Raw genomic sequence first — 19,866 nt, forward strand, 5'->3', positions numbered from 1 at the left:
GGCCGCGCCGACGAAAAACCCGGCGACGCGGCGAGCCACGTTTGCGAGTATGACCCGATGACCGCGACCGCTCCCCCGATCTTCCACGGCGACTTCGAGGCGCACCTAACCGTGCGCGCCGAGGATGGCGCGCGGCTCGAACGGTATGCCGCCGCAGCGGGATTGAAGTTCGTGCACATCGTGCTCGACCGCGGCCGCGTCCCCGACCAGCCGATGCTGACCGTCCGCGAGTCGGGAGCGTTTCCCGCCGTGCGGGATTCGATCGCGGCCCTCACCCTGCGGCTCGAGCAGGCCGGATTCCCGGTGGTGCGCGCCAAGATCGAGGCCACCCCGTGGGCGACGGGAGTCCCCGCGACCGACGCCGCGGCCCGCGCACTGGGGTCGCACTACTACTTCGAGCACCACATCAAACTGCTGCTCACCCCGGACACCGACGTGCGCGCCCTCACCGGTCTCGCCGTCGCGCTCGACGCACACCTGTCCGCCAATGCCCGGCGCACCCGCGCCGACGGTCGTACCGAACGCTTCGTCACCCAGCGCTGCCGCCGAGTCGGCGACGCCACCGCTGCCGCCCGCCACACCGCACTGCTCGAAGCCCTGCGTGCGGCCGAGTACGAAATTCTCTCCGCCGAGCGGGAATTCGTCGTGCACGACAGCGACGAGACCATCGATGCCGGGTGGATCGACGAAAAAGGAGATCGCTCATGACCTCGACACCGTGGCGCGGGCTCGGTCGCGGCCCGTGGAAATCCACGGCCGTCGCACCCCAGTCCCCGCCGACCGAGCAGGAACGCGCCGACAACGGTCTACCGCCGACGCTGCGACCGGTGCCGGGCGAGGGCGTGCTGCAACGCCCGGTCTTCGATCCGGCCCTGGCGGAGCACCGCATGGGAATGCGGTTGAGCGAGCCGCACTTCGAGGATGCGCGACTGGCCGCCGCCTGGTCAGCGGCCCGGCGGACGGCCATGTCGGTGGTGCTCGCCGCGATCGCCGATTCGCCGTGGCATGACGAGTTGATGCTGCGCGGCAGCGTCCTGCTCCGGGCCTGGTTCGGCGACGTCGCACGCGAACCCGGCGACGTGGACTTCATTGTGCTACCCCAGGATTGGGAGTTTCACAGCGATCGGACCGATGCCTTCCTGGCCGATATCGCCGCGCGGGTGGCCGCCGCGGCCGACGGCTCGCCGACGGTGCGGATCCGGGCCGAGGACGCGGTGGACGACGATATCTGGACCTACGATCGTGTCCCCGGCCGCCGCCTGGTGCTGCCCTGGACCGCCGTGGACCCGCATATCCCTTCCGGCACCGTGCAACTGGACTTCGTCTTCAACGAGGCACCCCAGCAGCCGCCCCGGTGGACCGATATCCCGCTTGCCGGCACGGACGGTCCCGCCGCCCGGCTGCTCGCCGCCACCCCGGAGCTGTCGCTGGCGTGGAAGCTGCTGTGGCTCAGCGAGGATCGCTACCCCGAGGGCAAGGACCTCTACGACGCGGTGCTGCTGGCGGAAAGGTGCCGCCCCGCTCCGGAACTGCTGGCGACGGTCAGCCCGGAGGCGTGGTTCGCCCGACTGCCCGCACTCGGGCTCGACGCCGAGTGGGAGGAATTCGTCAAGGACCGCCCGGATCTGGCCGATCAGGTCGACAGCCTCGCCTGGCGGCTCACCGTGGCGCTGGCCCCGGCCTACCCACAGGACCAGCACTCTTTCTGCGGCGAGGTCGACAGGTGGGTGGCAGGCACGCGGGCGCGGGCCGACAACAGCCGCGACATACCGCAGGACCTTCCGGTCGAGGACCGGATCGAACGGGTGTCCGGTTCGCTCACGGTCTATCGACTCCTGGCCGTGCGCGACGCCTACGACTGCTCGCTGTCGCGTGCCGCCGATCGCATTCTGGCGGCGCGGCTACGCAATTCCGACGTCCCGGGAATCGCCGCGCGGGTGGACCCGCACGCGGTGGCCGAGGTCCTGCAACGCTGGTGCGACTCGCCGAAGGGAGAGTGAGGCACCCGCGTCGCGGTCGGCACGGCAGATAATGCAAGGCGGCCCACCGTGTTGCTGAATCCAGCCGAAGGAGCAGCGTGCGAGCAGGAATTGCCCTCCCGATCTTGGCGGTCGCCCTGCTCACGGCATGCGGCAGCTCCGACGAACCGGCCGCCACGAAGCCCGCCACGCCGGGAGCTCTGATCAGCAAAAGGCCACTCGAGCAGCTGGATCCGGCGCTCTCGGCGGCCGCCGGGTCGTCGACCTACATCCGCTACGAGTCGACGTCTCCCGCCGGTAAGCCGATCGAGGTGTCGGGCGCGGTGTTCCTGCCGCCCGGCGACGCCCCCGCCGGCGGCTGGCCCGTGGTCGCCTTCGCGCACGGCACCTCCGGCGTGGTGAACAAATGCGCACCCACCAACTCCCCCACCCTGTTCGGATCCGCGCCCGCGGTGGAGCAGTTCCTGGCCGGGCATCGCGCGGTCGTGATGACCAACTATCAGGGCCTCGACGGTCCCGGCGACGCACCGTATCTCGACACCCCGTCCTCGGGCTACGACGTGCTGAACTCGGTGCGGGCGGCCCACTCCACCGGTCTGCCGCTGTCGACGGACATGGTGCTCGTCGGCGCGTCCCAGGGCGGGCGAGCCGCGGAATCGGCGGCGGAGACCGCGAAATCCTATGCGCCCGAACTGAAGATCCACGGCGTCGTGCTGCTGTCGCCCGCGCTGGAACTGCGATTCCTCGACGCGGTACGCAATCGCGAACTCAATGCCCCCGACCAGTACCTGGTCCTGCCGTATCTCGTTGCGGCCGTACGCTACAACGAACCCGGCTACCGCTACGACCAAGTCGCGCACGGAAAGCTGCTCGATATCGCGCCGCAGCTGGAGTCGCAGTGCACCGGCGAGACGACCCCCGATGAGCTCGCCATCGCCTCGGCAGGCACCCCCGACGAGGTGAGCTACGTCGACGACGCGGCCGCACAACCCTTCGCGGACCTGCAATCCCGGACCAATCTCCCCAAATCGGCCACCACCCTGCACACCTACATCGTGCGCGGCGACGCCGACAAACTGGTCGACACCGCCTGGTCCAGTGCCGCGATCACCGAAATGTGCACCCTCGGCACCCCGGTCCACGATCTGGTGGTGCCGGGCGGCCACGACGCCCCCGCCGCCGTGGCCGACCAATGGCTCGGCTGGACCTCGGACCTGTTCGCCGACAAGCCCTTCGCTCCGACCTGCCCGCACTGACCCGCGCCGGTCGAGACCCGAGCCGGTCTCGACCGATGCGACAGCGAACCGCGCGGCCCTAGCGGGTGACGCACACCCGGCGGACCGGTAGACCGCGGTCCTCGAACGCGGCCAGCAACGCCTGGCCACGACGGGCGCCGTCGGTGGAGGAGGTGCGGGCCAGCACCGGCACGTAAGTGGCCGCGCCCACAATGGATTCCGCGACCAGCGACCAGAAGCGGCGGCTGCCCAATCCGGCGCAGCGCGCCATCGCCTCCTGAATCAGGCTCAGCGCGGGAATGCAGCGATGCGCCAGCCAGACATAGAGGGCCGCCTCGCACGGGAGGGCGACAATGCCGTCCTGCCCGGTCAGCAGATCGCCGTCGACCACTCGAATCGTGGTGTCCGACAGCCCCGCCCAGTCGATGCCACCGTCATTGTCGGTGTGGATCCACAGATTCTCCAGGCCCGGATCCCAGGCCCGCCCCTCCGACACCACCATGGCCATGACCCGGCCGACGACCGCGTGGATCAGGGCGGTGGCCACCACCTCGGCGGCGATATCGGCATTGCTCATCTCCGCCACGTGGCGGCGGTACATCAATTCGATGCGGCCCTCACGGATCCCGTCGGACAGCCGCCACCAGCGGCGCTTGCCCTGATCGGCCATGGCCGCGACGGCGTACACGCGCGGGTGTTCGGGTTGCAGCGCGCGCAGGCGGTTGCCGGCCAGCCCGAAGGCCAGGCGGGAATCGCGCGGCGGGCACACGGTTACGGGTTCGAGCATCGAACCTCCTCATTCATCGACTATTCGGCCAATGCGAGAACTGCATGGACAACGAGAACGGAAAGATAGGTTAGGCTTACCAGACTTGTCGAGCAATGAAAGCGTCAGGAGTAGTTCGTCACCGTGCCCGCCGTAGTCACCATCAGACGGCGACGTCTGTCCGGACTTCTCGTTCTCGCCGTCCTGCTGCTGCTCGCGGTGGCGGCGAGTATCGCTCTGGGAAGCCGGAATCTGAGCCTCGGCACCGTCTACGACGCCCTCGTCTGCCCTGGTGGACTACCACTTTCGTGCCCGGCCGACACCTCGGCCGCGCAGATCGTGCGCGAATTGCGGCTCCCGAGAACCGGACTCGCCCTGCTGACCGGACTCGCACTCGGCATGGCCGGGGCCCTGATCCAGGGCTACACCCGAAACCCCCTCGCGGACGCGGGATTACTCGGCATCAACGCGGGCGCGGCCTTCCTGGCGGCGCTGAGCATCCATCTGCTCGCGCTCACCACACCCGCGCAATACATCTGGTTCGCCTTCGCGGGCGCACTGCTCGCGGGCCTGGTCGTCTTCGGCGTCTCCGCCCTCGGCGGCGGCAAAGCCAGCCCCCTGAGCCTGGTCCTCGCGGGCGCGGCCGTCACGGCATTCCTGCAGGCCATGACCAATATCGTGGTGCTGCTGGACGGCACCGCGCTCAACACCTACCGGTACTGGGTGGTCGGTGACGTGGCCGGACACGACGCCTCGGTCCTCGGCCAGATCCTGCCCTTCCTGATCGTCGGCGCGATCCTCGCCCTGGCCGCCGCCCCCGGCCTCAACCTGCTCGGCCTCGGCGACGATGTGGCCCGCGGCCTCGGCGTCAACCTCACCCGCAGCCGCATCCTCGGCTTGACCGCCGTCGTCCTGCTCGCGGGCGCCGCCACCGCCGCCGTCGGCCCGATCGCCTTCCTCGGCCTCATCGTCCCCCACCTGGCCCGCTCCATCACCGGCCCCGATCACCGCTGGCTACTCCCCTATTCGGCCCTGATCGGCGCCATCGTCCTCCTCCTCGCCGACACCACCGGCCGCCTCATCGCCCGCCCCGGCGAACTCCAAGCCGGCATCACCCTCGCCGCCCTCGGCGCCCCCTTCTTCATCCTCTTGGTCCGCCGCCGAAAGCTGGTGACCCTGTGACTCTTCCAACACCTCCCACGGGAACCGGCACCGCGGTGAGCTCCGGCGACACAGCGGCAAACGCCCTGGGCAGCGCCGAATCACTCGCCGCGCAGCCCATTCCGGCACGGGGGATGCCGGCCGACGCCGCCCGCGGCGATGCCACCCACAGCGACGGCGATGCAGATCTCCGCCCCATGGAGCACACGCGGCGGGCGCTGCGAGTCGCCGGATTGTCGGTGGTGCTGCGGGTTGGGCCGCTGGTCACCGTTATCGCACTCGCCGCCCTGCTGTTCGGGTTGTTCGCGGTGGATATCTCGGTGGGCGAGTTCCGGATTCCGGTCGGGCGGGTGCTGGATGTGCTGGGCGGCGGGGGGACTCGGGCGCAGCGGTTCGTGATCATGGATTCGCGGTTGCCGCGGGCGTTGACGGCCGTGGTGGTCGGGGCGGCGCTGGGGCTGGCGGGGGCGGTGACGCAGTCGATTCTGCACAATCCGCTGGCCAGCCCGGATCTGCTGGGGATCACCTCGGGAGCGAGCTGCGGGGCGGTCGCGGTGATCGTCGGGATGGGCGGGGTCGGGACGGGTACCGCTGCGGCGCTCGGGGTTTCGGCGGCGGCGCTGGCGGGCGGGCTGCTGACGGCGGTGCTGATCTATCTGCTCGCCTGGGGTCGCACCACGACCGGTGACAGCGGTGTCATGGGATTTCGCCTGGTACTCATCGGGATCGGCGTCAATGCCGCGCTGCTGTCGGTGGTGAGCTGGCTGCTCACTCGCGCCACCCTCACCGATGCCGCGCACGCGCAGCAGTGGCTCACCGGCTCGCTCAATGCCGCCGATTGGTCGGCCCTCATCCCCGCCGCACTCGGACTGGGTGTGGCCCTGCTCATCACAGTCATGTCGGCGCGCTCGCTGGCCGCCCTGCGGTTCGGCACCGACACCACCCGCATGCTCGGCGTGCGCATCCAGACCCAGCAGGCGATGCTGCTGGCCGCCGCGGTGGGTTGCGCCGCACTGGCGACCGCCGCGGTCGGCCCGCTCGGCTTCGTCGGTCTGGCCGCACCACAGATCGCGCGGCGACTGCTGCGCACACCCGGGGAACCGATCCTCGCCTCCGCGCTGGTCGGCGCGATCGCCGTGGTCGGCGCGGACCTGCTCGCGCGCACCGTCTTTCCCATCTCCCTGCCGGTCGGCGTCGTCACCGCCGCGGTCGGTGGCCCGTTCCTGCTGTTCCTGCTCGTTCGCACCAACCGGAAGGCGACCCTGTGACTCTCGCTGCGGATCAAGAACTTTCGACGGAGCACCGGCTCGGCGCGCAGGACGTGCGGCTCGGCTACGGCGACCGCGTCATCGTCGACGGCCTGACGGTCGACATCGAACCCGGCCTGATCACCACGGTCATCGGCCCCAACGGCTGCGGGAAATCGACACTGTTGCGCTCCCTCGGCCGATTGCTGCGGCCGCAGTCGGGCCGAGTCGTGCTGGACGGCAAGGCCATCTCCACCATGAAGACCAAGGACATCGCCCGCATTGTCGGCATGCTGCCGCAGACGCCGATCGCGCCCGAAGGGCTGACCGTCGCGGATCTGGTGGCGCGCGGCCGGCATCCGCATCAGTCGTGGCTGCGGCAGTGGTCGGCCGACGACGAGACCGAAGTGGAAACCGCGCTCGCGCAGACCGGGATCGCCGATCTCGCGGACCGCACCCTCGACGAACTGTCGGGCGGGCAGCGGCAGCGGGCCTGGATCTCCATGGCCCTGGCCCAGGGCACCGACATCCTGCTGCTGGACGAACCCACTACTTATCTGGATCTGGCCCACTCGCTCGAGGTCCTGGATCTGGTCGACCGCCTGCACGACGACTTCGGGCGGACCGTCGTCATGGTGTTGCACGATCTGAATCTGGCCATCCGCTACAGCGATCGCCTCATCGTCATGCGCGCCGGGCGCATCGTCGCCCAGGGCCGTCCCGCAGACATCATCAATGCCGATCTTTTGCGCGAGGTTTTCGGGCTGCGCGCGGAGGTGCTCGAGGATCCGGTGTCCGGTCGGCCCATGATCGTGCCCATCGGCCTGCGCCACGTACACGCGTCCGCTCTGGAAGATATGCCGGTCGACGCGGGGGTATGACCAATCCCACACCAGCTACCACCCGGTTACGACGACCTGTAGTACGCATTCCTGTCGTTGTCTCCGTAAACTTATGGGATGGCAGGTCTTGGTGAACTCGAGAAAGCGGTCATGGACCAGTTGTGGTCCTCCGACGAACCGCAAACGGTCCGGCAGGTCCATGAAGCACTCGCTGAGCGTCGTGAACTCGCGTACACCACGGTGATGACCGTTCTGCAGCGCTTGGCGAAGAAGAATCTGGTAGTCCAGCAGCGTGACGACCGCGCACACCGCTACGCCCCCGTGCACACTCGCGACGAACTCGTCGCCAGTCTGATGTTCGATGCGTTGCAGCAGGCAGACGAAGTCGGCAGCCGCCGCGCGGCACTGGTGCACTTCGTGGAACAGGTAGGCGCGGATGAGGCTGCCGCATTGCGCGACGCACTCGCTAAGCTCGAAGCCACCGAGGTCGCGCGCAAGGACAAACCCGAGTCCAAATAGCTGTAACCTCGGCCCGAGCCCCACAACGCAGTGAGCTGAGGTCATGGACTGGACAGCGCCGGTATTCGCCGGTCTCGCCTTGTTATTGGCGGGACCGGTACCAGCGCTGCTCAGCCGAGCCACCTGGCCCTACCGCAGTCCGCGTGCGGCACTGGTGCTTTGGCAGGCCATCGCGCTGGCCGCCGTGCTCAGCGCCTTCGGTTCCGGACTCGCCATCGCCTCGCGACTGCTGGTGCCCGGCGCGGACGGCCGCCCGACCACCACACCCAGTAAAGAGATCGCCGCGCTCGGCCTGCCGCTGTGGCTGGCCCTGGTGCTCGTCTTCGCGCTGACCCTGCTGGTCGGGGCGCGGCTGATCTGGTCGGTGATCCGGGTCGGCATCCACACCCGCCGCCGCCGGGCCCGGCATCGCATGCTGGTCGACCTGCTCGATCAGTCCAGCGTGCAACGCCAGGCCGCCGACATCCGCGTGCTGGCCGCCGCCGAACCGATCGCCTACTGCCTGCCCGGCATCCGGCAGCGGGTCGTGCTGAGCCAGGGCACCGTCACCAACCTCTCCCACGAGGAACTGACCGCCATCGTCAGCCACGAACGCTCGCACCTGCGCGCCCGCCACGACCTGGTGCTCGAAGCGTTCACCGCCGCCCATGAGGCTTTCCCCCGGGTGGTCCGCTCCAAATCCGCACTGGATTCGGTGAAGCTGCTCATCGAACTGCTCGCCGACGACTCCGCCGTCAAGGTCACCGGCCCCACGCCCTTGGCCCGCGCCCTGGTGGCCTGCTCCAATTCCCCTGCCCCGCAAGGCGCGATGGCCGTCGGCGGCCCCACCACCCTCATCCGCATCCAACGCCTCGCCGGTCCCATCGGCGACCTGCGCATCGCGATCGCCGCCTACCTGGTGGCCGCCGCGATCCTCGTGGTCCCCACCCTCGCCGTCGCCATCCCCTGGCTCGTCGAGGTCAGCCGCCTGGTCAGCCGTGCCTGATCCCCACCCGCCCGTCCCCGAATCCGACTCGGGCGCGGCGGGTTCCGCCATGCCGCCCACCACCCCGAAACCAGCCCAGGAGGCCACCATCCACACCGACTCGTCGCCCGATTCCTCGTCGCTGAACCCGGCGCAGGCAACCGGCAAGCCCGCCGAGCTCGGCCGGGCGGCGGGCCAGGTGACCTTTGCCGATCTGGGGCTGCCGCCGGTGCTGGCGCAAGCCTTGCGGCGCAGCGGGATCGACAAGCCGTTTCCGATTCAGGCGGCGGTGATTCCGGACATTCTGGAAGGGCGCGATGTGCTGGGCCGCGCCGCAACGGGTTCCGGCAAGACGCTCGCATTCGGGCTGCCGATGCTGGTGCGGCTGTTCGGTGCGCCGAGCGCACCCAAGCGGCCGCGCGGGCTGATTCTCGCGCCGACGCGTGAACTGGCCATCCAGATCGAGACCGCATTGGACGAACCCGCGCTATCGCTCGGATTGCGGCTGGCCACGGCCGTCGGCGGGCTGCCGATCAAGAAGCAGGAGGAGCGGCTGGCGCGTGGGGTGGACGTGGTCATCGCGACGCCCGGCCGGTTGACCGATCTACTCGGCCGTAAAGCGGTGGCGTTGGGCGATATTCGCGTGGTCACCGTCGACGAGGCCGATCACATGGCCGAACTCGGGTTCATGCCGCAGCTGACCGCACTGCTCAACAAGGTGCCCACCGACGCGCAGCAGCTGATGTTCTCGGCCACCCTCGACGAGACGATCGACGGTCTGGTGCAGCGCTATCTGCGCGATCCGATCCGGCACACGGTCGGCAGTGCGACGGACGAGTCTGCCGAGACAGGTACGAAAACCGCTGCACCGGGCACTGATTCGCCTCAGGCGGAGACGGATTCGGGCCCATCGACAGGCGGTGAGCAGCGACGGGCGTCGGCGGTGCCGGATATCGCGCACTACGCGCTGCATGTACGCCGCACCGACAAGCGCCTGGTGGTCACCGAGATCGCGGCGCGGGCCGGGCGCACGCTGCTGTTCGTGAAGACCCAGTACGGCGCGGACAAGCTGGCCCGCAAGCTGCGGGAGGAGGGTGTCGGAGCGGTCGCGCTGCACGGCGGCAAGGTGCAGAATCAGCGCACCCGTACGTTGGCGGCGTTCGCGGACGGCACCGCGCCGGTGCTGGTCGCCACCGATATCGCCGCGCGCGGGCTGCACATCGACGATGTCACGCTGGTCGTACACGTGGACCTGCCCGCCGATCCGAAGGACTATCTGCACCGGACCGGCCGCACCGCCCGGGCGGGCGCGTCCGGGACCGTGGTCACCATCGTCACCCCGGACAATCGCGACGAGGCCGCCCAACTGGCCCGGCTCGCGGGCGTCACTCTCGCCGACGAGGAGATCCGGCCCGGTGATCGGCGGCTCGCAGAGATCACCGGTGCACGTCGCCCTTCCGGCCGTCCGGTCGCCGACCCGTCGACTCCCCCGGCCGCCAAAGCCGATACGCGCGAGCAGCCGCGAGTGTGGACGCGCCCCAAGGGCGAGAGCCGCCCGCACAACAAGAAGCGCAAGCCCGGTGCGGCCAAGCGGTCTTCGCGCTGACGCCGACACGTTTGGATGTTCCTACGGACACGCGCGGGAATCCGCCCGGGGTTTCCGGCAATTCGGACGAGATCGAGTTAACTCGAAGCCCCTTTCGGGCAATGGCAAACTTCTAGCTACCATCATGTGGGGCCCCGATCCCATGCGCATCGGCGTCGGGCCCGCCATTCCCCGCAGGGAATCGCGGGCCCGTCCGGGTTCGACCACTATCGACATCATGATCAACCCAAACCTCCTGCGCTACACCGTGATCGAATCCACCGAGGACGGCGGATCGATCTTCGTCGATGCCGAGATCCCTTTGACAGAACGAATTCTCGCGACCGGCGTGCCCGCGATGTCGGTCGGCGGACTGCCCTCGGCCGCGGGAGTGTCGTACCTGCGCAGCACCGAATTCGACAGTGCCCCACACCCGGCCCCCGTCAGACAGTGGGTTGTCATGCTGCGCGGCATGATCGAGGTGACCACCTCCGATGGCGAGCGCCGCCGCTTCGCGCCCGGCGATCTTGTGCTGGCCGCCGACACCGAGGGCCGCGGCCACACAACCGTCGCCGTGGGCCATCCGCCCTTCGAGGCACTGTTCGTCCCGACCTCGTCTTGACGCGGCGAATTCGCACCAATCGCCCCCATTGCGCCGCGAACTCTCAGCATTCAGCTACCATGGGACAACGTGCAGTTTCTTCCCGGGCAGACTCCGCCCTACGACCTGACCTACGACGACGTCTTCCTCGTCCCCCGCCGGACGGATGTGGCGTCCCGGTTCGATGTCGATCTCTCCTCCACGGATGGGACCGGCACGACCATTCCGCTCGTGGTCGCGAATATGACAGCCGTCGCCGGCCGCCGCATGGCCGAGACCGTCGCCCGCCGGGGCGGCATCGTGGTGCTGCCGCAGGATCTTCCGATTCCCGCGGCCGCCGACACCATCGCCTTCGTCAAGAGCCGCTCGCTCACGGCCGACACCCCCGTGGTGCTGGATCCGGAGCAGTCGGTCTCCGATGCGCTGGCCCTCATCCACAAGCGTGCCCACGGTGCGGTCGTGGTGGTCGAGAACGGGAAGCCGGTCGGTGTGGTCACCGAGGCGTCCTGCTCGGATGTCGACCGGTTCGCCCGCCTGAGCACCGTCGTCGACACCGACTTCGTCTCGGCTCCGGCCGACGCGTCGCCGCGTGAGGTCTTCGGCCTGCTCGAGGCCGGACACCGCAATGTCGCCGTGCTGGTCAATCCGGATGGCAGCCTCGCGGGCGTGATGACCCGGACCGGCGCGATCCGCACCGGCATCTACGCCCCGGCCGTCGACGCCAATGGCCAGCTGCGCATCGCCGCGGCCGTCGGCATCAACGGTGACGTCCCGGCCAAGGCCAAGGCCCTGGTCGACGCGGGCGCGGACGTGCTGGTGATGGACACCGCGCACGGCCACCAGCTCAAGATGCTGGAGGCGCTGCGCTCGGTGGCGAGCCTGGATCTGGGCGTCCCGCTGGTCGCGGGCAATGTCGTGGCCGCCGAGGGCGTGCGCGATCTGATCGAGGCCGGCGCGGACATCATCAAGGTCGGTGTGGGCCCCGGTGCCATGTGCACCACCCGCATGATGACCGGTGTGGGCCGCCCGCAGTTCTCGGCCGTGACCGAATGTGCCGCGGCCGCCAAGGAATTCGGCAAGCACGTGTGGGCCGACGGTGGCGTGCGCCACCCGCGCGACGTGGCCTTGGCCCTCGCGGCCGGTGCCTCCAACGTGATGATCGGTTCCTGGTTCGCGGGCACCTACGAGTCGCCCGGTGACCTGCGCACCGACCGTGACGGCAACCGCTACAAGGAGTCCTTCGGCATGGCCTCCAAGCGCGCGGTGGCCGCCCGTACCGCCACCGATTCGGCGTTCGACCGGGCCCGCAAGGCGCTGTTCGAGGAGGGCATCTCCTCCTCGCGCATGCGCCTGGATCCCGAGCGTCCGGGTGTCGAGGACCTGATCGACCACATCACCTCCGGTGTGCGCAGCTCCTGCACCTACGCCGGGGCCCGCACGCTCGCGGAGTTCCACGAGCGCGCCACCCTGGGCGTGCAGTCGGCCGCCGGTTTCGCCGAGGGCCGTCCGCTGCCGTCCGGTTGGTGATCGACCGCTAGAACTGCACAACCGAAACCCGGCGGGTCCGCCTCGGATCCGCCGGGTTTCGCGTGTGCCGACCGCACCATCGAATAATTCGGCTCGGCCCGGCGATGTGATGCGGCCCCGCCGTTCGGAATCCGTAAAAGGCAGCCGGTAATATGACGTGACCGGACCCTGAAGATGGGTATCCGAAGCGCATATCCGCTTAGCAACCCCTGCGAAAGGAACCAGTTGTCACCCGCGTCCGAGGGCGCTTCACAGGAGGGCTCCTCTACCGAGCCGGGTGACAAACCCGGCGTCCACGCAATACCGGCATCGCGAACGGCCAGGTGGTACTGACCGTGTCGGCCGTGTTCACCGTTCTCAGTCTGCTCGGTTTCATCGCTCTGACCGCCGGCACGGCATTGTTCGTCGCCGCCGAGTTCTCGCTCACCGCCCTGGAACGTTCGACCGTGGAGGCCCACGCCCGTGAGGGTGATCGCCGGGCCCGGCAGGTGCGCCACGCGCATCGCACGCTCTCGTTCCAATTGTCCGGGGCGCAGCTGGGCATCACCATCACCACCCTGATCACCGGTTATATCGCCGAGCCCGTGCTGGCGCGGCTGCTGGAGCCGATCTTCCACGCGTTCGGCGTGAGTGCCGGTACCACGCACGGGATTTCGCTGGCGCTGGCCCTGATCATCGCGACCTCGCTGTCGATGATCTATGGCGAGCTGGTGCCCAAGAACATCGCCATCGCCGCACCGCTGTCGACCGCGCGACTGACCGCGGGGCCGATGATCGCCTTCTCCACCACCTTCAAGTGGATGATCCGATTCTTGAACGGGGCCGCCAACTGGGCGGTGCGCCGGGTGGGTATCGAACCGGCCGAGGAGTTGCGCTCGGCGCGCTCGCCGCAGGAATTGGGTTCGCTGGTGCGGACTTCCGCGTTGCACGGGGCGTTGGATCAGCGCACGGCGCAGGTGGTGGATCGTTCGCTCGAGTTCGGTGAGCGCACGGCGGAGGAGCTCATGACTCCGCGCATGACCATCGAAACCCTCGATCAGGACTGCACTCTCGCCGATCTCATCGACGCCGCCCGGGAGACCGGGTTCTCGCGTTTCCCGGTCATCGAGGGCGACCTCGACAACACGCTCGGGTTCGTGCACGTCAAGCAGGTGTTCGTGTATCCGGCCAAGGATCGCCGCAATATCAAGCTGGAGTCCATCGCCAAGCCGGTGCCGATCGTGCCCGCGTCCCTCGACGGTGACGAAGTGCTCGAGCGGGTGCGCCGCGACGGTATGCAGGTGGCGCTGGTGGTCGACGAGTACGGCGGGACCGCGGGCATCGTCACCATGGAGGACCTGATCGAGGAGATCCTCGGTGACGTCCGCGACGAGCACGACGAGGAGGAGGTCGATGTGCGCCGCACCCCGACGGGCTGGAACTGCTCGGGTCTGCTGCGTGTCGACGAGGTCTCCCGCGCCACCGGATACGACGCGCCCGAAGGCGAATACGAGACGCTCGGCGGCCTCGTGCTGACCCGGCTGGGCCGGATTCCGGAGACCGGCGACGAGGTGCTGCTGCCGCAACCGGGCAACCATCAGCTGGAGCAGACACCCTCGAAGGGCGGCTGGATCGCCAAGGTGGAACGCATGGACGGCCGCCGCATCGACCGGGTGCTGATCCGCCCCGTCGACGCCGAGGCCCTCGCGATCTGGGAGCACGACCATGGGTGACCTGTACGCCGTCCTGCTCACCCTGGTGTTGCTGCTGGGCAACGCGTTCTTCGTCGGCGCGGAGTTCGCGCTCATCTCCGCTCGCCGCGACCGCCTGGAAGCGCTTGCCGCACAGGGCAAGCGCAGCGCCAACACGGTGATCGAGGCGGCCCAGAACCTGTCTATGATGCTGGCCGCCGCGCAGCTGGGCATCACCATCTGCTCGATCCTGCTGGGTCGCGTGGGTGAGCCGGCGGTGGCGCATCTGCTCGAGCAGCCGTTCGATCTGCTCGGCGTGCCCGATTCACTGCTGCACCCGATCTCGTTCGCGCTGGCGTTGACCATCGTGGTGATCCTGCACATCCTGCTGGGCGAGATGATCCCGAAGAACATCGCGCTGGCCGGGCCGGAACGCTCCGCGCTGCTGCTGGTCCCGCTGCATTTGGCGTGGCTGCGGCTGGCCAAGCCGTTGATCGCGATCTACAACTTCGCGGCCAATATCACCTTGCGGGCCTTGCGGATCGAGCCGAAGGACGAGCTGGATTCGACCGTGTCGTCGGTGGAGCTGGCGGAGATGTTCGGTGAATCCCGTTCGGAGGGACTGCTGGACGAGGAGGAGCACCGCCGGCTGACCCAGGCGCTGGGTTCCAGTGATCGCATCGTCGCCGACGTGATGGTGCCGCTGGCTTCGACCCGGTCGGTGCCGTTGCGCGGGGACGGCACCACGCTCGGCGATATCGAATCCGCCGTCGCGGAAACGGGTTTCTCGCGGTATCCGGTGCGCGCGGCCGACGGTTCGCTGGTCGGCTACCTGCACGTGAAGGATGTGCTGGACCTGACCGCCGACGACGACGCGGGCCCGGGTACGCCCATCCCCCGCACCGATATCCGTCCGCTGCCGACACTGAGCATGGGCACCACCCTGTTCGAGGCGCTGGCCCGATTGCGGCGCACCAATTCGCATCTGGGCCGCGTGGTCGACAGTCGCGGCAATACCGTCGGCATCGTGGCCCTGGAAGACCTGGTGGAGGAGTTCGTCGGCACCGTCCGCGACGCCACCCACCGACTTGCCGAATGATGAACGTGCGCACCGATTCCACCGTGTTGTCCGGCCCCGCTTGGCGGGGCCGGGCGGCCGCGCACCGGGAACGGGTCGACGCTCTCGTCGGCCCGTATCTGGAACGGCGGGCGGCGGGTTCGAAGCATCCCGTCGTCGACTTCCTGTTCACCTACTACGGCCACAAACCGGCCCAGCTCAAACGCTGGCATCCCGGATACGGTGTGGTGCTGGCCGACGCCGGGGATTACGCGGGATTCCGTGGCTACCACCAGGTTTCCGTCGGCGATTCGACGGGCTGGACCGCCGACCCCGAGTTCCTCGAAAAACGGCGCGACACCGTCGAATTCGTCGCTCGCCTCCTCGCCGCCACCACCACCCGACCGGCCCAGCTGTCCTGTTTCGGCCTGCACGAATGGGCGATGGTCTACCGCACCGACGACGTCCGCCACCAGCAGGTCCCGCTCCGACTGGGCACGACGGGCACCGACGCCGTCGTGGAGTCGATGCAGTTGCGCTGCACCCACTTCGACGCGTTCCGCTTCTTCACCCCCGAAGCGGTCCCGCTCAATATCGAGCCCCTGACCCGCGAGCTACAGGTGGACCGCGAGCAGCCCGGCTGCCTGCACGCCAATATGGACATCTACAAGTGGGGTTTCAAACTCACCCCGCTCATCGGCTCCGACCTGCTGTTCGATGCCTTCGAACTGGCTTGTGCCGCCCGTGAACTCGACATGAAGGCCAGCCCCTACGACCTGCGCGACTTCGGCTACGACCCGATCCGCATCGAAACCCCGTCCGGCCGCGCCGAATACGTGCGCGGGCAAGCCGAGATCGCCGAACGCGCCGCCACCCTGCGCACCCGGCTGCTGGACACCTGCCGCGAACTGCTCGCGCTGTAGGGGTCAGCTCTTGTTGCCGGGACGGCTGACCGGCAGCGAATTGCCGGTCTCCAACAGCGATTTCAGGTCGCTGAGCATGAACGGGTAGCCGCCGCCGAAGCCTTCGGATTCCAGGTCGCCGGAGCTGATGACCGCGATGAGCGGGGCGTCCGTCACGTCGTGGATGACGGTCAGGGCGCAGGTGCCGTCGCCGCGGTCACGAATCTCGTAGCGCAGGTAGGTTTCCGGTTCCGCGACCAGGTTCCCGTCCCCCAGGAAGCGGATACGCGCGCCCAAAAGCGACGGCGGGTCGTAGTCGGTGACCGCACCCCGGATGATGAGCTCCGGCTCGCTGTCGATCGGGCGGGGGCCCGAGGGCGCGAATACCGTGAACGCGCCGCCGATTCGGGGTTCGATCACGCTGCGACCACCGAAGCCGTAGCGGACAGTCCATTCGGGATCGGTGATCGCCTCCCAGATCCGGGCGGCTGTAGCGGCGATGATCACGCGGTGGATCTGCCGTGACTCCGGCCGGGCCCGCGCACGGATGTCGTCGAGGCTCACGATTCCAGGTCCTTCTTCAAGTCGGTGAGGGCGGAGAGCTGCTGTTCGGTAAACTTGTCGATCCAGCGATCGTGGATCAGCCGGATCGGTACGGGGTTGAGGTAGTGCAGCTTCTTGCGCCCGTCCCGGACGGTGGTCACCAGGCCCGCGTCTTCGAGCAGCCGCAGGTGTTTGCCGATGCCGAAGCGGGTCATCTCCAGCCCGGATTCCAGCTCGGTCAGCGTCTGGCCGTCCCGGGCGAACAACGCGTCGAGCAGATATCGCCGGGTGGGATCGGCCAGCGCCTTGAACACCGCGTCCTCGTCCACGCCCCCACCTTATACGAGACCATCCGGTCACATGACCGTTGACATGTGACCTTTTGGTCACCTATCGTCGCGGCATGAACCGATACATCGTTCTCTACCTCGCACCCCTGTCCGTCGCCGAACGATTCGCCCAGGCCACACCCGAGGAAGCCATGAAAGGTATGCAGCTGTGGGTGGATTGGAGCAACCGCCTCGGCAGCGGCCTCATCGACGGCGGTAAACCCCTCGGCAACGCGCGCCGCATCACGCCGACCGGGATCACCGAAACCGACAGCGGCGTCATCGGAATGTCGATCCTGCAAGCCACCTCGATGGACGAGGCCCTGAAAATGGTCGACGACCACCATCACCTGCACTGGGCCGAACAGTGCGAGATCGTCGTCCTGGAAGAACAGCCCCTCCCCGAACTGCAGCAGTAGAGCCGGGCTGTCACAGACAATTTCGTGTCGCCCCTACCGGCCGGTCAGTTTATGGGTTAGCGTTTCGAGACGTAACCGTGACCACATCGGACAACCTGAAGTGCGGTGGGTCACCGAGCTTGTGTTTCGAACGAAGACGGGGGTACCGCGATGGGGCGGTTCACGCGAGTACGCCGGTCCAAGCCGGCGGCAGTACTGGCGGTCACGCTGCTGGGGGCGGCCGTGCTGCCGATGCACGGGGCGGCAGCGGATCTGCAATCCGACATCCTGAACCAGGTCCAGCAGTTCTTGGACGTAGGTCGCACGTCCGTGCCGCGCGCGGACTGCGGCGACGACGCGCTGCCGGAAACCGGTATCCAGGGCGATGTTTCGGCCGATGACCGCAACAGCGGGCGCAGCACGCTGGGGTATCGCTGCAATCTGTCGTTCGTGGGCGGGTATGTCGGCAAGGGTGCGGGCATCACCTCGACGACCTACGACCACTGCTCGTACACCGGGTCGCTGTTCCCGGGCAATATCCTCGGGCCCGCGCAGGGTGTGCAGGTGCTCGACGTCTCCGATCCGGCGAATCCGGTGGTCACCGGCAGCCTCACCGAACCGGCCATGCTGGCGGGCACCTGGGAGTCGCTCAAGGTCAATGCCGAGCGGAAACTGCTGGTGGGCACCGGTGTTCCGGTCGGTGAGGGTGCCGGATACCTGTCGGTGTACGACATCTCCGACTGCGCGCATCCGCGGTTGCTGAACGCGGGCGCGGGCACGAATCTGCTGATGCCGCTGCCGATCACGACGCACGAGGGCGGGTTCTCCCCCGACGGTCGCACGTATTGGGCCTCGGGCATCGCGCCCGGTTTCGTGAGCGCGGTGGATCTGACCGATCCGGCGAATCCGCACGTGATCTGGCAGGGCCTGACCGGGATCGAGGCGCACGGGTTCGGGATCAGCCCGGACGGCAATCGCATGTATCTCTCGGCGCTGGCCGGATTCACGGTGCTGGATATCAGCGCGGTACAGCGGCGCGACCCGAATCCGCAGGTGAACCATCTGGGACGGGTGTTCTGGACGGACGGCATCGCGACCCAGCACAGCATTCCGGTCACCTATGACGGCAAGCCCTATCTGTTCACCGTCGACGAGGGTGGCGCGGGCGGGGTGAAGCTCATCGACATCTCCGACGAGACCAACCCGACCGTCGCGGCCAAGCTCAAACTGGAGATCAACCTGCCGGAGAATCAGGATTCGGCGATGGCCTCGGCCATGGGCGGATCCGTCTTCTCCTACGACGCGCACTATTGCGCCGCCGATCGCCCGACCAATCCGACCGCACTGGCCTGCGGCTGGGAGGAATCCGGCATCCGGGTGTTCGATGTGCGGGACCCGTTCCACGCCAAGGAGATCGCGTACTTCAACCCGCCCGCGCGCAAGGGCCGCAACCTGGAGCTGTGGAATTCACCGCACGCGCTGGCCTCGCTGATCGGCGTCCCGTTCATGGAGTTCCCGTCGGCGGCGCGCGCGATGTTGGAGGGCAAGTTCGATCCGAACCAGGCGCTGTCGTCTCGGACAGGCATGGTGGCGTTCGGCGACCTGTCCACCGACTGGTGCTTCTCGCCGCCGGAATGGCACGGCAGCCAGTTGTGGGCGACCTGCAATGACAACGGGTTCATGGTGTTGCAGCTCGCGGACAACGTCTACACGCCACCCGCCGACCAGCAGTCCGTGGTGGGCTCGTGACGCCGAGCAACCTGCGTAATCGCCTGCGCGCGGCCGGATATCGCTGGCGGCGACCGGCCGGGTTCGCGGTACTGCTGCTGACCGTGTTCACGGCGGGATTCCTGGTGCGGCCCCTGGCCCTCGACGAGAGCCGTTCCGCCGCACCGGTGCTCAACGCCGTCGAGATCGGGTTCAGCCAGGACATGACCTCCCACCACGAGCAGGCGCTGATCATGGTGCTGCGCCTGGATTCCGGCGTGGACCCGACGGTGCGGCGGCTGGCCCAGCAGATCGGTGACAGCCAGCGCATGGAGATCGGCACCATGCTCGGCTGGCTGCGACTGGCCAATGCCGCACCGGACTCGAAGCATCCGATGGCGTGGATGAACACCGCCGCCGCGCACGAACATTCGCCGTCATCCATGGCCGGAATGTCGACCATGACCAGCACCAACGGCACCAGCATGCCCGGCATGGCCACACAGGCCGAGCTCGACGCGCTCGCCACCGCACGTGGCCAGGACGCAGAAGTGCTCTTCCTGCAACTGATGTTGCGTCATCACCGAGGCGGGGTGGCGATGGCAAAGGCCGCCGACGCACTGCTCGCCTCGGGTCCGGTGAAGGAGGCCGCGCGGGGCATGATCACCGCACAGTCCCAAGAGGCGGGGCTGATGACCGTCATGCTCGCCCAGCGAGGCGCGCAACCGCTGTCTTGAGATCCGCGCTCGCTGAAGTGCGCACTCTCGCTGCCGAGGTGGGGTGCGAAATCTCACGAGTCTGGTGGTCGAGGCCCTGGGTATGGTCGAGAGGTCG

General features: G+C 68.3%; 20 protein-coding genes. 17 read left to right on the forward strand and 3 right to left on the reverse strand.

Translation table 11 applies throughout. The features are described 5' to 3' along the window. Positions 1–57: 57 nt before the first annotated feature. From ACFXHA_RS04805 to ACFXHA_RS04815, 3 genes are all read left to right on the forward strand, one after another. A complete protein-coding gene (locus tag ACFXHA_RS04805) occupies positions 58–708 on the forward strand; it encodes a hypothetical protein (RefSeq protein WP_379352957.1) in 651 nt (216 codons plus the stop codon). Continuing rightward, positions 705–2,000 (forward strand): nucleotidyl transferase AbiEii/AbiGii toxin family protein, encoded by a 1,296-nt coding sequence (locus ACFXHA_RS04810; protein WP_379352959.1) that lies wholly within the window; start codon positions 705–707, stop codon positions 1,998–2,000. The genes ACFXHA_RS04805 and ACFXHA_RS04810 overlap by 4 nt, the downstream gene beginning before the upstream one ends. 77 nt (positions 2,001–2,077) lie before the next feature. Continuing rightward, on the forward strand, positions 2,078–3,235 hold the full coding sequence (locus ACFXHA_RS04815) for a lipase family protein (RefSeq protein ID WP_379352961.1): 1,158 nt from the start codon (positions 2,078–2,080) through the stop codon (positions 3,233–3,235). 58 nt (positions 3,236–3,293) lie between these two features. On the opposite strand, the gene ACFXHA_RS04820 is transcribed toward ACFXHA_RS04815, so the two are convergent. Continuing rightward, entirely contained in the window at positions 3,294–4,001 is a 708-nt protein-coding gene (locus ACFXHA_RS04820; protein ID WP_379352963.1) for a hypothetical protein, read from the reverse strand. Positions 4,002–4,124: 123 nt separating this feature from the next. On the opposite strand from ACFXHA_RS04820, the gene ACFXHA_RS04825 reads away from it, so the two are divergent. From ACFXHA_RS04825 to ACFXHA_RS04875, 11 genes are all read left to right on the forward strand, one after another. Beyond that, complete coding sequence (locus tag ACFXHA_RS04825) at positions 4,125–5,162, forward strand: FecCD family ABC transporter permease (protein WP_379352965.1); 1,038 nt, start codon at positions 4,125–4,127, stop codon at positions 5,160–5,162. A 176-nt stretch (positions 5,163–5,338) separates the two neighbouring features. Continuing rightward, complete coding sequence (locus tag ACFXHA_RS04830; RefSeq protein WP_379353459.1) at positions 5,339–6,409, forward strand: FecCD family ABC transporter permease; 1,071 nt, start codon at positions 5,339–5,341, stop codon at positions 6,407–6,409. Next, on the forward strand, positions 6,406–7,269 hold the full coding sequence (locus ACFXHA_RS04835; protein ID WP_379352967.1) for an ABC transporter ATP-binding protein: 864 nt from the start codon (positions 6,406–6,408) through the stop codon (positions 7,267–7,269). Before ACFXHA_RS04830 ends, ACFXHA_RS04835 begins: the two co-directional genes overlap by 4 nt. Positions 7,270–7,347: 78 nt before the next feature. Beyond that, a complete protein-coding gene (locus tag ACFXHA_RS04840) occupies positions 7,348–7,749 on the forward strand; it encodes a BlaI/MecI/CopY family transcriptional regulator (protein WP_379352969.1) in 402 nt (133 codons plus the stop codon). Positions 7,750–7,792: 43 nt separating this feature from the next. Next, complete coding sequence (locus ACFXHA_RS04845; protein WP_379352971.1) at positions 7,793–8,734, forward strand: M48 family metalloprotease; 942 nt, start codon at positions 7,793–7,795, stop codon at positions 8,732–8,734. Beyond that, positions 8,727–10,319, forward strand: a complete 1,593-nt coding sequence (locus ACFXHA_RS04850; RefSeq protein ID WP_379352973.1) for a DEAD/DEAH box helicase — start codon at positions 8,727–8,729, stop codon at positions 10,317–10,319. The genes ACFXHA_RS04845 and ACFXHA_RS04850 overlap by 8 nt, the downstream gene beginning before the upstream one ends. Positions 10,320–10,536: 217 nt before the next feature. Further along, on the forward strand, positions 10,537–10,920 hold the full coding sequence (locus ACFXHA_RS04855; protein ID WP_379352975.1) for a hypothetical protein: 384 nt from the start codon (positions 10,537–10,539) through the stop codon (positions 10,918–10,920). A 69-nt stretch (positions 10,921–10,989) separates the two neighbouring features. Next, positions 10,990–12,426: a GuaB1 family IMP dehydrogenase-related protein gene (locus ACFXHA_RS04860; protein ID WP_379352977.1), complete on the forward strand. Its 1,437-nt coding sequence runs from the start codon at positions 10,990–10,992 to the stop codon at positions 12,424–12,426. Between the two features lie 335 nt (positions 12,427–12,761). Then, positions 12,762–14,138: a hemolysin family protein gene (locus ACFXHA_RS04865; protein ID WP_379352979.1), complete on the forward strand. Its 1,377-nt coding sequence runs from the start codon at positions 12,762–12,764 to the stop codon at positions 14,136–14,138. Next, a complete protein-coding gene (locus ACFXHA_RS04870) occupies positions 14,131–15,195 on the forward strand; it encodes a hemolysin family protein (protein ID WP_379352981.1) in 1,065 nt (354 codons plus the stop codon). Before ACFXHA_RS04865 ends, ACFXHA_RS04870 begins: the two co-directional genes overlap by 8 nt. Further along, positions 15,195–16,076, forward strand: coding sequence for a 3-methyladenine DNA glycosylase (locus tag ACFXHA_RS04875; protein WP_379353461.1), 882 nt, complete (start codon positions 15,195–15,197; stop codon positions 16,074–16,076). Before ACFXHA_RS04870 ends, ACFXHA_RS04875 begins: the two co-directional genes overlap by 1 nt. Before the next feature lie 3 nt (positions 16,077–16,079). Here the strand turns inward: ACFXHA_RS04875 and ACFXHA_RS04880 are convergent, their stop codons facing one another. After that, positions 16,080–16,619 carry an SRPBCC domain-containing protein gene (locus ACFXHA_RS04880; RefSeq protein WP_379352983.1) on the reverse strand — a complete coding sequence of 180 codons (540 nt, stop codon included), beginning with the start codon at positions 16,617–16,619 and terminating at the stop codon, positions 16,080–16,082. Continuing rightward, on the reverse strand, positions 16,616–16,927 hold the full coding sequence (locus ACFXHA_RS04885; RefSeq protein WP_379352985.1) for an ArsR/SmtB family transcription factor: 312 nt from the start codon (positions 16,925–16,927) through the stop codon (positions 16,616–16,618). The genes ACFXHA_RS04880 and ACFXHA_RS04885 overlap by 4 nt, the downstream gene beginning before the upstream one ends. 74 nt (positions 16,928–17,001) lie before the next feature. Between ACFXHA_RS04885 and ACFXHA_RS04890 the strand changes: the two genes are divergently transcribed. The 3 genes from ACFXHA_RS04890 (at position 17,002) to ACFXHA_RS04900 (ending at position 19,769) form a co-directional block, all read left to right on the forward strand. Beyond that, positions 17,002–17,346, forward strand: coding sequence for a hypothetical protein (locus ACFXHA_RS04890; RefSeq protein WP_379352987.1), 345 nt, complete (start codon positions 17,002–17,004; stop codon positions 17,344–17,346). Positions 17,347–17,496: 150 nt separating this feature from the next. Beyond that, a complete protein-coding gene (locus tag ACFXHA_RS04895) occupies positions 17,497–19,074 on the forward strand; it encodes an LVIVD repeat-containing protein (protein WP_379352989.1) in 1,578 nt (525 codons plus the stop codon). Between the two features lie 23 nt (positions 19,075–19,097). Next, positions 19,098–19,769: a DUF305 domain-containing protein gene (locus ACFXHA_RS04900; protein ID WP_379353463.1), complete on the forward strand. Its 672-nt coding sequence runs from the start codon at positions 19,098–19,100 to the stop codon at positions 19,767–19,769. Positions 19,770–19,866: the final 97 nt, after the last annotated feature.

Origin of the sequence: Nocardia sp. NPDC059240 (assembly GCF_042753865.1) — a bacterium.
Lineage (GTDB): Bacteria > Actinomycetota > Actinomycetes > Mycobacteriales > Mycobacteriaceae > Nocardia.

Excerpts from the sequence above, each read along its gene's own strand:
- ACFXHA_RS04805 (WP_379352957.1), top strand. The coding sequence starts at position 58 with ATGACCGCGACCGCTCCCCCGATCTTCCACGGCGACTTCGAGGCGCAC.
- ACFXHA_RS04810 (WP_379352959.1), top strand. The coding sequence starts at position 705 with ATGACCTCGACACCGTGGCGCGGGCTCGGTCGCGGCCCGTGGAAATCC.
- ACFXHA_RS04820 (WP_379352963.1), bottom strand. The coding sequence starts at position 4,001 with ATGCTCGAACCCGTAACCGTGTGCCCGCCGCGCGATTCCCGCCTGGCC.
- ACFXHA_RS04830 (WP_379353459.1), top strand. The coding sequence starts at position 5,339 with ATGGAGCACACGCGGCGGGCGCTGCGAGTCGCCGGATTGTCGGTGGTG.
- ACFXHA_RS04840 (WP_379352969.1), top strand. The coding sequence starts at position 7,348 with ATGGCAGGTCTTGGTGAACTCGAGAAAGCGGTCATGGACCAGTTGTGG.
- ACFXHA_RS04845 (WP_379352971.1), top strand. The coding sequence starts at position 7,793 with ATGGACTGGACAGCGCCGGTATTCGCCGGTCTCGCCTTGTTATTGGCG.
- ACFXHA_RS04855 (WP_379352975.1), top strand. The coding sequence starts at position 10,537 with ATGATCAACCCAAACCTCCTGCGCTACACCGTGATCGAATCCACCGAG.
- ACFXHA_RS04870 (WP_379352981.1), top strand. The coding sequence starts at position 14,131 with ATGGGTGACCTGTACGCCGTCCTGCTCACCCTGGTGTTGCTGCTGGGC.
- ACFXHA_RS04875 (WP_379353461.1), top strand. The coding sequence starts at position 15,195 with ATGAACGTGCGCACCGATTCCACCGTGTTGTCCGGCCCCGCTTGGCGG.
- ACFXHA_RS04890 (WP_379352987.1), top strand. The coding sequence starts at position 17,002 with ATGAACCGATACATCGTTCTCTACCTCGCACCCCTGTCCGTCGCCGAA.
- ACFXHA_RS04895 (WP_379352989.1), top strand. The coding sequence starts at position 17,497 with ATGGGGCGGTTCACGCGAGTACGCCGGTCCAAGCCGGCGGCAGTACTG.